The sequence below is a fragment of the Streptomyces sulphureus DSM 40104 genome, from assembly GCF_000381025.1.
Taxonomy (GTDB): domain Bacteria; phylum Actinomycetota; class Actinomycetes; order Streptomycetales; family Streptomycetaceae; genus Streptomyces; species Streptomyces sulphureus.
In genome coordinates, this window is record NZ_KB905815.1 from 848,377 (window position 1) to 862,440 (window position 14,064).

13 protein-coding genes are annotated in these 14,064 nt (G+C 72.3%); 3 read left to right on the forward strand and 10 right to left on the reverse strand.

Going from position 1 to position 14,064, the window contains the following annotated elements; genetic code table 11:
* Positions 1–3: 3 nt before the first annotated feature.
* From F603_RS0111820 to hrcA, 9 genes are all read right to left on the reverse strand, one after another.
* Positions 4–381, reverse strand: coding sequence for a histidine triad nucleotide-binding protein (locus tag F603_RS0111820; protein ID WP_019546224.1), 378 nt, complete (start codon positions 379–381; stop codon positions 4–6).
* A gap of 69 nt (positions 382–450) precedes the next feature.
* A complete protein-coding gene (locus F603_RS0111825) occupies positions 451–1,113 on the reverse strand; it encodes a LutC/YkgG family protein (RefSeq protein ID WP_019546225.1) in 663 nt (220 codons plus the stop codon).
* Positions 1,110–2,645: a lactate utilization protein B gene (locus tag F603_RS0111830; protein WP_019546226.1), complete on the reverse strand. Its 1,536-nt coding sequence runs from the start codon at positions 2,643–2,645 to the stop codon at positions 1,110–1,112. Before F603_RS0111830 ends, F603_RS0111825 begins: the two co-directional genes overlap by 4 nt.
* Complete coding sequence (locus F603_RS0111835) at positions 2,642–3,409, reverse strand: (Fe-S)-binding protein (protein ID WP_019546227.1); 768 nt, start codon at positions 3,407–3,409, stop codon at positions 2,642–2,644. The genes F603_RS0111830 and F603_RS0111835 overlap by 4 nt, the downstream gene beginning before the upstream one ends.
* Positions 3,410–3,836: 427 nt before the next feature.
* Complete coding sequence (locus F603_RS0111840) at positions 3,837–4,583, reverse strand: FadR/GntR family transcriptional regulator (RefSeq protein ID WP_019546228.1); 747 nt, start codon at positions 4,581–4,583, stop codon at positions 3,837–3,839.
* Positions 4,584–4,709: 126 nt separating this feature from the next.
* Positions 4,710–5,447: a 16S rRNA (uracil(1498)-N(3))-methyltransferase gene (locus tag F603_RS0111845; RefSeq protein WP_019546229.1), complete on the reverse strand. Its 738-nt coding sequence runs from the start codon at positions 5,445–5,447 to the stop codon at positions 4,710–4,712.
* The gene (locus F603_RS0111850) at positions 5,444–6,571 is read right to left on the reverse strand and encodes a nitronate monooxygenase (protein ID WP_019546230.1); all 1,128 of its coding nucleotides are present in this window, start codon (positions 6,569–6,571) and stop codon (positions 5,444–5,446) included. Before F603_RS0111850 ends, F603_RS0111845 begins: the two co-directional genes overlap by 4 nt.
* 101 nt (positions 6,572–6,672) lie before the next feature.
* Entirely contained in the window at positions 6,673–7,806 is a 1,134-nt protein-coding gene (gene dnaJ, locus F603_RS0111855; RefSeq protein WP_016910606.1) for a molecular chaperone DnaJ, read from the reverse strand.
* Positions 7,807–8,823 (reverse strand): heat-inducible transcriptional repressor HrcA, encoded by a 1,017-nt coding sequence (gene hrcA, locus F603_RS0111860; RefSeq protein ID WP_019546231.1) that lies wholly within the window; start codon positions 8,821–8,823, stop codon positions 7,807–7,809. It lies immediately after the preceding gene.
* Positions 8,824–9,037: 214 nt separating this feature from the next.
* Here hrcA and F603_RS0111865 point away from each other — a divergent pair, with 214 nt between their 5' ends.
* The 3 genes from F603_RS0111865 (at position 9,038) to hemW (ending at position 12,046) form a co-directional block, all read left to right on the forward strand.
* A complete protein-coding gene (locus F603_RS0111865; RefSeq protein ID WP_026328344.1) occupies positions 9,038–9,781 on the forward strand; it encodes an MBL fold metallo-hydrolase in 744 nt (247 codons plus the stop codon).
* Positions 9,782–9,938: 157 nt separating this feature from the next.
* Positions 9,939–10,766: a DUF3097 domain-containing protein gene (locus tag F603_RS0111870; RefSeq protein WP_019546233.1), complete on the forward strand. Its 828-nt coding sequence runs from the start codon at positions 9,939–9,941 to the stop codon at positions 10,764–10,766.
* 47 nt (positions 10,767–10,813) lie between these two features.
* Positions 10,814–12,046: a radical SAM family heme chaperone HemW gene (hemW, locus tag F603_RS0111875; RefSeq protein WP_019546234.1), complete on the forward strand. Its 1,233-nt coding sequence runs from the start codon at positions 10,814–10,816 to the stop codon at positions 12,044–12,046.
* Positions 12,047–12,061: 15 nt separating this feature from the next.
* Here the strand turns inward: hemW and F603_RS0111880 are convergent, their stop codons facing one another.
* Positions 12,062–13,951: an AMP-dependent synthetase/ligase gene (locus tag F603_RS0111880; protein WP_019546235.1), complete on the reverse strand. Its 1,890-nt coding sequence runs from the start codon at positions 13,949–13,951 to the stop codon at positions 12,062–12,064.
* Positions 13,952–14,064: the final 113 nt, after the last annotated feature.

A 14,064-nucleotide genomic window follows, 5' to 3' on the forward strand; every position in this document is an offset into this window, starting at 1 on the left:
CCGCTACCCGGGGGGCCATTCGAGGCCGCGGCCGCCGAGGACGTGCGCGTGGACGTGGAAGACGGTCTGGCCCGCGCCCGAACCGGTGTTGAAGACGACGCGGTACCCGGAGCCCGGGCCGCCCTGGGGGGCGTCGAGTTTCTCCTCCCTGGCGACCTCGCCGGCCTCGCGCAGTATGGCGGCGGCGAGTTCGGGGGCTTCGGTCGCGAGCGTCGCGGCGTCCGGGTAGTGCGCCTTGGGGATCACCAGGACGTGCGTCGGGGCCTGGGGGTTGATGTCCCGGAAGGCGAGCGTCGTCTCCGTCTCGCGGAGCAGGGTCGCGGGCACCTCCCGCGAAATGATCTTGCAGAACAGGCAGTCCGCCTGAGGTTCTCCGGCCATGCACGGATGCTACCGGGCCGCACCGCGCCCGTCCGAGCCGGTTTCGCCTCGGCGCGGGCGCGGTGCGGTTCAGGCGTCGGTGCGGATGAGGACGACGAGCGTCCGCGGGCCGTGGACGCCCTCGACGCGCTCCAGTTCGATGTCGGACGTCGCGGAGGGGCCGCTGATCAGCGTCGTCGGACGCTCGGGGACGAGGCGCGCGACGGCCTCGGGCACACCCACCTCGACCGTCGAGCGGTCGACAACGCAGACGTGCAGGTCCGGCACGAGGGTGAGGGCCCTCCGCCCCTGCCGCGGTGTGCCGTCGAGGAAGAGGGTGCCGGTCTCCGCGCAGGCGACGGCCGACGCGGTCACCACTCCGTCGAGTTCCCCGAGCCGGGGTGCCGGCACCTCGGCCGAGTCGGTCTCGACCTCGCCGTCGAAGTCGGCGAGCCAGCCGGGGTCGAGCCCCGGCGGGATGCCGACCCTGCGCGCGCCGTGCGCGTGGAGGGCCTCGGCGACCGTCTCCGCCGTGCGGTCTGCCGTGCAGGTGCGGACCTCGGCCTTGTAGTCGAGGAGGCGGTCCGTGAGGAGGGCGACGAGTGCGTCGTCGGGAAGGGTGCGGCCCGTCCGGTAGTCGCGGGGCACCTCGACCTGAGGGGCTTCGGCGAGCGCGAGCGCGTCGCGCACCCTGCCGAGGACGGTGTCCCTCGCGGACGCCGACTCGCGGGCGGTCGGGGGGTGTTCGGTCATCGGTCCTCCTCCTTTCCCTCGTCGTCCTGCGGGGCCGCGGCGCGCAGCTCCGCCTGCCCCTCCGGCGAGGCGAACCACTCGCGGAAGGTCTGCTTCGGCGGCTCGGAGACGTCGCGGGTGGCGCTCCAGCCGTTGAAGGGCGGCGGCAGATGGGAGAGCTTTCCGTCCTTGCCCGCCATCAACCGACCGGCACGCGACGCCTTCTGCGCCTTCGTGTACAGCTTCGGGCGTTTCATGAGCGATGCCGCCGCCTTCATCGCCGTCTTCTCCGCGGTCGTGCCCGACTCCTCGGTGTTCTGGTGGCGCAGCTCGACGAGGAGCGACGGGATGTCGATCTTCACGGGACAGGCGTCGAAACAGGCTCCGCACAGGCTGGAGGCGTACGGGAGCGAGCTGTTGGGGTCGTCCTTCGCCGCGTGCATCCCGGCGAGCTGCGGTGTGAGGACGGCACCGATCGGGCCCGGGTATGTCGACCCGTACGAGTGCCCGCCGGTCCGCTCGTAGACCGGGCAGACGTTGAGGCAGGCCGAGCAGCGAATGCAGTTGAGCGCCTCGCGACCGACCTTGTCCGCGAGCGCGGCGGTGCGCCCGTTGTCGAGGAGGACGAGGTGGAACTCCTGCGGCCCGTCGCCGGGGGTCACGCCCGTCCACATCGAGGTGTAGGGGTTCATCCGCTCCCCTGTCGAGGAGCGTGGCAGCAGTTGGAGGAAGACCTCCAGGTCGGCGAAGCGGGGCAGCACCTTCTCGATGCCCATCACGGAGATCAGCGTCTCCGGCATCGTCAGGCACATCCGCCCGTTCCCCTCGGACTCCACCACCGAGAGCGTGCCCGTCTCGGCGATACCGAAGTTGGCGCCCGAGAGCGCGACCTTCGTCGTCATGAACTGCTCGCGCAGGTACGCGCGGGCCGCGGCGGCGAGATGCGCGGGGACGGAGTCGAGGTGCGGGTCGACGCCGGGGATCTCCTTGAGGAAGATCCGGCGGATCTCCTCACGGTTGCGGTGGATGGCGGGGACGAGGATGTGCGAGGGCCTGTCGTGTGCCAACTGCACGATGAGCTCGGCGAGATCGGTCTCGTGCGGCCTGATGCCCTCGGCTTCCAGGTGCTCGTTGAGCCCGATCTCCTGGGTGGCCATCGACTTGACCTTGATCACCTCCTCGCTGCCCGTCGCTTTCACCAGGCGGGTGACGATCTCGTTGGCCTCCGCGCCGTCGCGCGCCCAGTGGACGGTGCCACCGCGTTCGGTCACCCTGCGCTCCAACTCCTCCAGCAGTTCGGGGAGTCGGTTCATGGTGTCGGTCTTGATCGCCGACCCGGCGTCGCGGAGCCGCTCCCAGTCGGGGAGTTCGCCGGTGACGGCGAGGCGCTTGGCGCGGATGGTGCGGGTGGCCTTGCCGAGGTTGCTACGGAGCTGCTCGTTGCGGAGCTCGCCGTGCGCGGCCTTGGGGAACTTCTGCTCGCCGCGCAGGTTGCCGGTGCCGTAGGGGCTGCGCGGGGGCGCTGCGGGCATACCGAGGAAGGTGCTGCTCATCGGGCGGCCTCCGCGAGTGCGTACGGCGAGGTGCGGGTGGCGGCGAGGATCTGCGCCAGGTGGAGGGTGCGGGTGTCCGACGCGATCCGGCTCAACCCGCCGCCGATGTGCATCAGGCAGGAGGAGTCCCCCGCGGTGCAGACGGCGGCGCCGGTCTCCGCCACGTGCCGCATCTTGTCGGCCAGCATCGCCGAGGAGGTCTCCGCGTTCTTCAGCGCGAAGGTGCCGCCGAACCCGCAGCAGGCGTCGGCCTCGGGGAGTTCGACGAGGTCGATCCCCTCGACGGCGCGCAGCAGCCGCAGCGGCTTCTCGCCGACGCGCAGCATCCGCAGCGAGTGGCATGTCGGATGGTAGGTGACGCGGTGCGGGAAGTAGGCGCCGACATCGGTGACTTCGAGGACGTCGACGAGGAGTTCGGAGAGCTCGTACGTCTTCGCCCGCACCTTCGCGACGCCGTCGACGAGTCCTGCGTCCCCGTACCGCTCGGCCACGATTCCGTGCTGATGGCGGACGGACCCGGCGCAGGACCCCGAGGGCAGCACGACCGCGTCGATCGAGGGGTCCCCGAACTGCTCGGCGAAGTTGCGGACGAGCGGCACCGGTTCGCGCTGGTAGCCGGTGTTGACGTGCATCTGGCCGCAGCAGGTCTGGCCCGGCGGGAAGGCCACCTGGTGCCCGAGGCGGGTGAGGAGCACGGCTGTGGCCTTCACCGCGTCGGGGAAGAGCGTGTCTCCCAGGCAGGTGGCGAAGAGTCCGATGCGCATGGGACCTCCACGGTCGTCTTTAAGGTCTGACCATAGTAGTCACGGTTCTTGGGCTGACATGCATTCGGTCAGACCGCAGTGAGGCGGCGTCACTCCGTGGCAATCTCCGTACTATCGCCCGCACTTGTGGACGACGTTTCCGGCGTGGCCGCCGTCGGAGGCAGCACCACCGGCCGTGGCCCGACTCAACGCCCATGGAACGAGGCAGCGTTGTGGCCGAAGCTCCTTGCCAGCCGCCCCAGACCAGCTCTCCCCTGAGTGCCCCGCCGTGATGCTGCCACGCCCGCGCCACCGGCTTCGGACGGCACGTGGCTCCCGCCGGCGCCCGGTCGAACGAGGCCCGGGCACCCGCCGGTCGCAGGGGAAAGGACCGGGCTTCCCATCAGCGGCGCACTCAACAACCCTCAAAAGAAGAAAAGTTGGCCGCTCACTCGTCCAACGCGCCCTCTTCCGCGGTCTCGTCGACGAGAGTGCCGTGGAAGCCGCGGATGTGCCGCTCCGCAAGGTCGGCGGCCTCCTGGCCGCGCCCCTCGCGAAGGAGGCGGAGGAGCTCGGTGTGGTCCTCGTTGAGCGCGTGCGCGGTGGCCGGCCAGTCGTCGACGGTCTCCAGGGCGCGGAGGATGAGCGGGCGGACGGACTCGCGGACGGCCGAAGTGAGCGTCGACGTCAGCTCGTTGCCGGAACTGCGGGCGATCTGGATGTGGAAGCGGGTGTCCAGGTCGTTGAAGTCGGCGACGCCGACGTCGGGCCTGCCCATCCCCGCGAGCAGCTCCTCCGCGGCGTCGAGGTCCTCGGGCGGGGCGTGCCGTGCGGCGGCCTCGAAGCTGGAGCGCTCGAGGACGACCCGGGCCTCCAGCACGTCCTCCAGGCCGTAGCTGCCGAGCGCGAAGTGCAGCCGCAGCACGCGGCCCAGGGCGTCGTCGGGGTTGCGTACTATTCGGGCGCCCGCGTCGGGCCCGCGGCCCGCCTGCGCAACGAGCACCCCGATCGTCTCCAGCACCCGCAGCGCTTCCCGGAGTGCGGAGCGGCTCACCCCCAGGACCGGCGCCAACTCACGCTCGGGAGGCAGCCGGTCACCGACGCGCAGCTCACCCGCGAGCACCCTCTCCTCGACGCTCTCCAGCACCAGTTCGTGGGTACGGGACTGCCGCACCGGCTGCCATTCGACTGGCATAGCAACTCCCCTGCTCGGCGGTACGGTCCGACCTACTTTACGTCACCCGTCCCAGCCGTCGGACCGCGTCGCAGAGCGTCCCCCGACCCGGCACGCCGCACATCACCGCAGGTCAACGCGGTACTTCTACGCCCAGCGCCCGGAGCGCGCGAGGAGTACGGCTGCCGCCGCGGTACCGGCCGTCGAAGCGCGGAGGACGCTCTGTCCGAGGCGGTACGGCTCCGCGCCCGCCTCGCCGAAGGTCTCCAACTCCGCGGGCGCAAGCCCCCCTTCGGGCCCGACGACGAGCACACACTCGCCCTCGCCCGGCAGCCCGGCGGAGGCGAGCGGTGCGGCGCCCTCCTCGTGGAGCACGGCCGCGAAGCCCGCGCCCGCGAGGAGCGGCGCGATCTGCTGCGTGGAGTGGAGCTCGGCGACCTCGGGGAAGCGGAGCCGCCTCGACTGCTTTCCCGCCTCGCGCGCTGTGGCCCGCCACTTGGCGAGCGCCTTCGCGCCGCGTTCGGCCTTCCACTGCGCGATGCTCCGGGAGGCGGCCCACGGGACGATGCGGTCGACGCCGACCTCCGTCATCGTCTCCACCGCCAGCTCGCCTCTGTCACCCTTGACCAGCGCCTGCACCACGGTGATCCGCGGCTGCTCCGGCGGCTCGACGAGGAGTTCCTCGATCCGCACCCGCAGGCGGTCCTTCCCCTCGGCCGCCTCGACGGTCCCGCGGGCCCCGCGGCCCGCGCCGTCGGTGAGGGCGACCGGCTCCCCTGCCCGCAACCTCCGCACCGAGACCGCATGCCGCCCCTCGGGGCCTTCAAGCACGAACGGCCCTGTGGAGTGGGGGAGTTCGTCGACGAGGAAGACGGGCGCCGTCACAGCGCAGCACCGCTCTCGCCGTCGAGCGGGGCGACGGCCGCGCCGCCGGCCCTCCCCGCGAACGCTTCCCGTGCCACCGAGACCTCCGCCACCAGTACTTCCGTCAACTGTCCCGCGGGAAGCTCCCGCACCATCCGGTGTCCCTGCCCCGCCCAGAGCGCCATGCCCTGCGGGTCCTCGGCGCGGGCCGCCGCCTTGCGGAGGCCGGCGGTGAGGTGGTGCACCTGAGGGTAGGCGGGCGGTGCGTAAGGGCCGTGTTCGCGCAGGAAGCGGTTGGTGAGGCCGCGGGCCGGGCGCCCGGAGAAGGCGCGGGTGAGTTCGGTGCCCGCGTGGACCGGGTCGGTGAGCGCGGCCTTGTGGAGCGGGCTGGCCCCCGACTCGGGGCAGACGAGGTAAGCCGTCCCGAGCTGGGCCGCAGCGGCGCCCGCAGCGAGCACGGCGGCGATCTGGCCGCCGCGCACCAAGCCCCCGGCGGCTATCAGCGGCAGCCGCACCGCCTCCTTCGCACCGGCGACGAGCGTCAACAGGCCCACGCCCATGCCGCGTCCGTCGACCTGCGGGTCGTCGCGATGCGTGCCCTGGTGACCGCCGGCCTCGACGCCCTGGAGCGCCACCGCGTCCGCGCCGGCCTCCTCGACGGCGAGCGCCTCCCTGACGGTCGTCGCCGTGACGACGGTGAAGGTGCCCAACGCCCGGAGCCGCCCCACGACTTCGGGCGTCGGGCAGCCGAAAGTGAACGAGACGACGGGGACCGGGTCGCTGGCGAGGATGGCGAGCTTCGCCTCGAAGCCGTCGTCCGTGCCGTGGTCGGTCTCGCCCAGCGGGGTCTCGTACCACGCTGCCTCGCCCGCGAGTTGCTCGCGGTAAAGGGCGAGGGCTCCGGCGTCGGCCAACGACGGCTGCGGCATGAAGAGGTTGACGCCGAACGGTCTCGAGGTGAGCCGGCGGAGCTGCTTGATCTCCTCGTACATCGCCTCCGGCGTCTTGTAACCGGCGGCGAGGAAGCCCAGCCCGCCCGCTTCGCTCACCGCGGCCGCCAGCTCGGGTGTGGAACCGCCGCCGGCCATCGGGGCCTGGACGACGGGGTGCTCTAGCAGCTCGTGGAGCAGGGGCACGGAGGACATGCCCATATCCTGTCACGCGCCGCACCTCGGACGTCTCGCACCGTCAGCAACCGGACGCACTCCGCGCACACCCGCCGCGGCAGCGGCCAACCCCCAAGCCCTCAGCGGCCGTTGAAGGCGTCCTTGAGACGCGAGAAGAGCCCCTGCTGACCGGGCTGGAACTGCCCCGTCGGCCGCTCCTCGCCGCGCAGCGCCGCCAGGCGACGCAGCAGCTCCTCCTCCTCGGCCTCCATCTTCGTCGGCGTCGTCACCTCGACGTGGACGATCAACTGACCGCGGCCACCGCCCCGCAGGTGCGTGACGCCGCGCTCGTGGAGCGGGATGGACTGCCCGGACTGGGTGCCGGGACGGATGTCCACCTCCTCCGTACCGTCGAGCGTCTCCAACGGCACCTGGGTGCCGAGTGCGGCGGCCGTCATCGGGATGGTGACCGTGCAGTGCAGGTCGTCGCCGCGGCGCTGGAAGGTCGGGTGCGCGTTCTCGTGGATCTCGACGTAGAGGTCGCCTGCCGGCCCGCCGCCGGGGCCGACCTCGCCCTCGCCCGCGAGCTGGATGCGGGTGCCGTTGTCGACGCCGGCCGGGATCTTCACCGTCAGGGTGCGGCGGGAGCGGACGCGTCCGTCGCCCGCGCACTCCGGGCACGGGGTGGGGACGACGGTGCCGAAGCCCTGGCACTGGGGGCACGGGCGCGACGTCATCACCTGGCCGAGGAAGGACCGCGTCACCTGCGAGACCTCACCGCGGCCGCGGCACATGTCGCAGGTCTGCGCCGAGGTGCCGGGGGCCGCGCCCTCGCCGTTGCAGGTGTTGCAGACGACGGCGGTGTCGACCTGGATCTCCTTCGTCGTCCCGAAGGCCGACTCGTTCAGGTCGATGTCCAGTCGGATCATGGCGTCCTGCCCGCGGCGGGTGCGCGAACGCGGGCCGCGCTGCGACGCGGTGCCGAAGAAGGCGTCCATGATGTCGCTGAAGTTGCCGAAGCCGCCGCCGAACCCGCCGGCACCGCCGGCGGCCGCGCCGCCCGTCGGGTCCCCGCCGAGGTCGTAGACCTGCTTTTTCTGCGGATCGGAGAGGACCTCGTAAGCGGTGTTGATCTCCTTGAACCGCTCCTGGGTCTTCGGGTCCGGGTTGACGTCCGGGTGCAGCTCGCGCGCGAGCCGGCGGAACGCCTTCTTGATCTGGTCCTGCGAGGCATCGCGCTCGATGCCGAGGACCTGGTAGTAGTCCGTCGCCACTTACGACTCCGCCAGGATCTGTCCGACGTACCGTGCCACTGCGCGTACAGCTCCCATCGTTCCGGGGTAGTCCATGCGGGTTGGGCCGACCACGCCGAGTTTGGCGACCGCTTCGTCGCCCGAACCGTAACCGACCGAGACGACCGACGTGGAACTCAGCCCCTCGTGAGCGTTCTCATGCCCGATCCGGACCGTCATGCCCGAATCGGTCGCCTCGCCGAGCAGCTTCAGCAGCACCACGTGCTCCTCCAGCGCTTCCAGCACCGGACGGATGGTGAGCGGGAAGTCGGGACCGAAGCGGGTGAGGTTGGCGGTGCCGCCGATCATCAGCCGCTCTTCGGTCTCCTCCACGAGCGTCTCCAGCAGCGTCGCCACCACGGCCGAGACGGTGCCGCGGTCGTCCGCGTCGAAGGACTCGGGGAGGTCCTGGACGAGACCGGGCACGTCGTTGAACCGCTCGCCGACGACCTTGCTGTTGAGCCGGGCGCGCAGATCCGCGAGGGTCGCCTCGCTGATCGGCGTCGGGCAGTCGATGAGCCGCTGCTCGACCCGGCCCGTATCGGTGATCAGCACCAGCATCAGCCGCGCGGGCGCCAGCGAGAGCAGCTCGACGTGGCGCACGGTGGAGCGGGTGAGCGAGGGGTACTGAACGACCGCCACCTGCTGGGTCAACTGCGCGAGCAGCCGCACCGTGCGGCCGACGACGTCGTCGAGGTCGACGGCGCCGCCGAGGAAGTTCTGGATCGCCCGGCGTTCGGGCGGCGAAAGCGGCTTGACGTCGGCGAGCTTGTCGACGAAGAGGCGGTACCCCTTGTCGGTGGGGATGCGCCCCGCGCTGGTGTGCGGCTGCGCGATGTAGCCGTCCTCCTCGAGCGCCGCCATGTCGTTGCGCACGGTGGCCGGCGAGACCCTGAGGTGATGCCGCTCCGTGAGCGCCTTCGAACCCACCGGCTCATGGGTGCCGACGTAGTCCTGGACGATCGCGCGCAGCACCTCAAGTCTGCGTTCCCCGAGCATTTCCGCGCACCTCCCGTCCGCTTCCTCTCCGCCCCGCGACGGCTGCCTGGCACTCTGCGAAGGGGAGTGCCAAACTCCCCGTGGGCCAGTGTACGGCGGGTCACCAGGAGCAGGGCAAGGGTGGGCCCCACCGAGCGCGCGGAGCCCGTTGCGCACGGTGCGAGCGGCCCTCCCGGGCGGGCAGCTCCCGTGCGGCGCCGGTAGTTTCGTCGGCGTGGAGAAGACGCACACGGTCGAGTCCGAGGGGGCGGCCTGGGAGCCGCTCGGCCCCGCGGTGATCCGGCGCAGGCTCCCCGGCTGGGACGCGACGGTCGGTGCCGTCGCCGGCGCAGAGGCGGTGCTGCTCATCGACACCGGCTCCAGCCTGCACGAGGGGGCGGCCGTACGGCGCGAGGTGACGGCGCTCTTCGGCGCGCGCGTGACCCATGTCGCGCTCACGCACCCGCACTTCGACCACGTCCTGGGCACCGCCGCCTTCGCGGGCGTCCGCGTCTACGGCGCCGTCGGGACCGATGCGCTGCTGGCGCCGGGGGCGCGCGGACGGGAGGCGCTCCTCTCCGACGCGCTCGCGCACGGGCTCGACGCCGAAGCGGCGGCCGAGGCCGTCGACGTACTCGTGGCGCCCGAGCACACGGTCACCGACCGGCTCACCATCGACCTCGGCGGGCGCACGGCGCACCTCGTCGACGTCGGCCCCGGGCACACCGCGCACGACCTCGCCGTTCTCGTACCGCACGGGGCAGGCGAGCGCTCCGTCGTCTTCTGCGGTGACCTCGTGGAGGAGTCGGCCGAACCCCAGGCGGAGTCGGACGCGCACCCGGCGCGGTGGCCCGAGGCGTTGGACAGGCTGCTCCGGCTCGGCGGGCCCGGAGCGGTCTACGTGCCCGGGCACGGGGCCGTCGTCGACGCCGCGTTCGTCGCGGCCCAACGGGACGCGCTGGCACGGCGGTTCGGCTGAGCGGCGCGCCCCGGCACCCGCGGGCGTACGGGCGAGGGGCGGGGGCAGAATGGCACGGGCGCCGACCGTGAGGCGCCCCCGTCCGCAGCGAGCCGCCGGTGTCCCGGCGGCTCCCCGAGCAGCCCGCGCCCCCGCGCGCGTACGGAGAACAGGGACCATGCGCAGCCGCGAGTACAGCCCCGACCTCACCCCGCCGTGGAAGCGGCAGCGGCAGGTGCCTGAGGTACCGGCCGATGTCGACCTCGTCGTGGAGGAGGTGACCACCGGTTTCTGCGGAGCCGTCGTGCGCTGCGAGAAGACGGCGGAGGGCCCGACGGTCACCCTGGAGGACCGCTTCGGGAAGCACCGGGTCTTCCCCATGGCACCGCGCGGCTTCCTCCTGGAAGGGCGCACCGTCACCCTCGTACGCCCCGTCGCGCCTCCGCCCGCGTCCGCGCCCCGGCGCACCGCCTCCGGCTCGATCGCGGTACCGGACGCGCCGGCGCGGGTCGCGAGGGCGGGGCGCCTCTACGTCGAGGGCCGGCACGACGCGGAGCTGGTCGAGCGCGTCTGGGGGGACGACCTGCGGGTCGAGGGCGTCGTCGTCGAGTACCTCGAGGGGATCGACGATCTGCCCGCCGTGGTGCGGGAGTTCGCGCCCGCGCCCGATGCGCGGCTCGGCGTCCTCGTCGACCACCTGGTGCGCGGCTCGAAGGAGTCGCGGATCGCCGCCGAGGTCTCGGGGGACGACGTGCTCGTCGTGGGGCACCCCTACATCGACGTCTGGGAAGCGGTGAAACCGGCGTCGGTCGGGATCGGCGCCTGGCCCACGGTGCCGCGCGGCGAGGACTGGAAGACGGGCGTCTGCCGCGCCCTCGGCTGGCCCGAGCACACCGGACGCGCCTGGCAGCGCATCCTCGGCTCGGTCCGCACCTACCGCGACCTGGAGCCGGAGCTGCTCGGCCGGGTCGAGGAGCTGATCGACTTCGTCACGGCGCCCGCGTAGGAAGCGCACCCGGACCGGATGCTCCGGCGCAGTGTTCCAATGGAGGCATGCCCTCCGCACTCCCCGACGGCGAGCCGATGCCCGCCGACGGCGCCCTGCCCGAGCCCGCGCTCGACGGCGCCGCCGCCCGCCCCCTCGCCTTCTACCTGCACGTCCCGTACTGCGCCACGCGGTGCGGCTACTGCGACTTCAACACCTACACGGCGACGGAGCTGCGCGGCAGCGGCGGCCGGCTCGCCTCGCGCGAGAACTACGCCGAGGTCCTCGCCGAGGAGGTGCGGCTCGCGCGGCGGGTGCTGGGCGACGACGGGCGCCGGGTGCAGACCGTCTTCGTCGGCGGCGGGACGCCGACGCTGCTGCCCGCCGCCGACCTGGGACGGATGCTCGGTGCCGTACGCGAGGAGTTCGGGCTCGCCGAGGACGCCGAGGTCACCACCGAAGCGAACCCGGAGTCCGTCAACCCGGCCTACCTCGCCGAGCTGCGCGAGACGGGGTTCAACCGGATCTCCTTCGGCATGCAGAGCGCACGCCGGCACGTGCTCCAGGTGCTCGACCGCCGGCACACCCCGGGGCGCCCGGAGGAGTGCGTCGGCGAAGCACGCGCCGCCGGCTTCGCGCACGTCAACCTCGACCTCATCTACGGCACCCCGGGCGAGACCGACGACGACTGGCGCGCGACCCTCGACGCCGCGCTCGGCGCGGGTCCCGACCACATCTCCGCGTACTCGCTCATCGTCGAGGACGGCACCAGGCTCGCCGCACAAATACGCCGCGGCGAGGTGCCGCCGACCGACGACGACGTCCACGCCGACCGCTACCTCCTCGCGGAGGAGCGCCTCACCGCGGCGGGCCTCGACTGGTACGAGGTCTCCAACTGGGCGGCCGACGCCCCCTCGCGCTGCCGCCACAACGAGCTGTACTGGACGGGCGCCGACTGGTGGGGCGCGGGCCCGGGCGCCCACAGCCACGTCGGCGGCGTCCGCTGGTGGAACGTGAAGCACCCCGGCGCCTACGCGCAGGCGCTCGGCGACGGGCGCTCCCCCGGCGCAGGACGCGAGGTGCTCACGTCCGAGGACCGCAGGGTGGAGCGCATCCTGCTGGAGCTGCGGCTCTCCGAGGGGTGCCCGCTCGAACTCCTCGCGCCCGCGGGCGCGAAGGCCGCCGCCACTGCCGCGGAGGACGGCCTGCTGGACCGGGACGCCTTCGCGCACGGGCGCGCGGTGCTGACGCTGCGGGGGCGGCTCCTCGCCGACGCGGTCGTGCGGGACCTCGTGGACTGAGCCGCGGCGCCCGCGTCAGGAGGCGCGCGCCCCCTCGTACATCTCCTCGATGAGGTGCTTGAACTCCCGCTCCACGACGGGCCGCTTGAGCTTGAGGCTCGGGGTGAGCTCGCCGTGCTCGATGTCGAGGTCGCGCGGCAGCACGCGGAACTTCTTCACCGTCTCCCAGCGCTGGAGGCCGGAGTTGAGCTCGTCGACGTAACCGGCGATGAGCGTGCGCACCTGCTCGGACGTGACGACCTCCTCGTACGGGCGGCCCTTGAGGTCCTCCTGCTCGTCGGCCCACGCCTGGAGGGAGGGCTCGTCGAGGGCGATGAGGGCGGTGCAGAAGTTCCGGTCGGCGCCGTGGACGAGGATGTTCGAGACGTACGGGCAGAGCGCCTTGAAGCTGTTCTCCACCTCGGCGGGGGCGATGTACTTGCCGCCCGAGGTCTTGATCAGGTCCTTCTTGCGGTCGGTGATGCGCAGGTAACCGTCGTCCGAGAGCTCGCCGATGTCGCCGGTGTGGAACCAGCCGTCCTCCTCCAGGACTTCGGCCGTCTTCTCCGGCAACCCGTTGTAGCCCTCCATGATGCCGGGCCCGCGGAGCAGGACCTCGCCGTCCTCGGCGATGCGCACCTCGGTGCCGGGGAACGGCTTGCCGACGGTGCCGGTGCGGTACGCCTCGCCCGGGTTGACGAAGCTCGCCGCGCTCGACTCCGTGAGGCCGTACCCCTCCAGGATGTGCACTCCCGCGCCGGCGAAGAAGTAGCCGATCTCCGGCGCGAGCGCGGCCGAACCGGAGACGCAGGCGCGCAGGTTGCCGCCGAACGCCTCGCGGATCTGGGCGTAGACGAGCCGGTCGGCGACGGCGTGCTTGGCACGCAGTCCCGCGGGGGCCGAGGCGGTGCCGGTGCGGCGGAAGTTCTCCTGCGTCACCTTCGCGTACTCGCGCGCGACGCCCGCCGCCCACTGGAAGATCTTGTACTTCGCCGCGCCTCCGGCCTTCGCCTTCGCTGCGATGCCGTTGTAGACCTTCTCGAAGATCCGCGGCACGCCCGCCATGTAGGTCGGCTGCACCACCGGAAGGTTCTCGATGATCTTGTCGACGCGGCCGTCGACGGCGGTGACGTGCCCCAACTCGATCTGGCCCGCGGTGAGCACCTTGCCGAAGACATGGGCGAGCGGCAGCCAGAGGTACTGGATGTCGTCGGTGGTGACGAGGCCGCTCTGCGCGATCGCCTTCGCCATGTAGGACCAGCAGTCGTGCGGGAGGCGGACCCCCTTCGGGCGGCCCGTGGTGCCCGAGGTGTAGATCAGCGTCGCCAACTGGTCGGCGCGGAGGGCCGATACGGTCTGCTTCACCGCCTCCGGACGCCGCTCCAGGTGCTCGCGGCCGCGGCGCTGAAGCTCCTCGAAGGTGAGCACCCAGCCTTCGGGGTCGCCCGCGCCGCTCGCCGGCTCACCGTCGAGAAGGACGACGTGGGCGAGTTCGGGGAGCTTGGCGCGGTGCGCCCGGACCTTCGCGACCTGCTCGTCGTTCTCCGCGATGAGCACCCGGCTCTCGGAGTCGGCGAGGATGAAGAGCGTCTCCTCCTCGTTGGTGGAGGGGTAGACGGTGGTGGTCGCGGCGCCTGCACACAGGATGCCGAGGTCGGAGAGGACCCACTCGACCCGCGTCGAGGAGGCGATGCCGACCCGCTCCTCCGGGCGCACGCCGAGCGCCATGAGCCCGGCCGCGATCGCGAAGACGCGGTCGGCCGCCTGCTGCCAGGTGTACGAGCCCCAGTCGTCGGGTCCCTCGCCGGAGGCGGGCGGCACGGGGTAGCGATACGCCTCGCGGTCCGGCGTGGCCTCGACCCGCTCCAGGAAGAGCGACGCCACGGAGGGCGGCCGGTTTTCGATCAGGGACTGCGTGTCGCTCACGGCAACCTCCGGGGCCCGCACCGAGCTTGGTGACTCACGAGTAACTACCGAGCAGTGATCAGACTAAGGGCGGCAGCCCCCTTACGTAAGGGGGCTGCCGACGGTATCCCTAA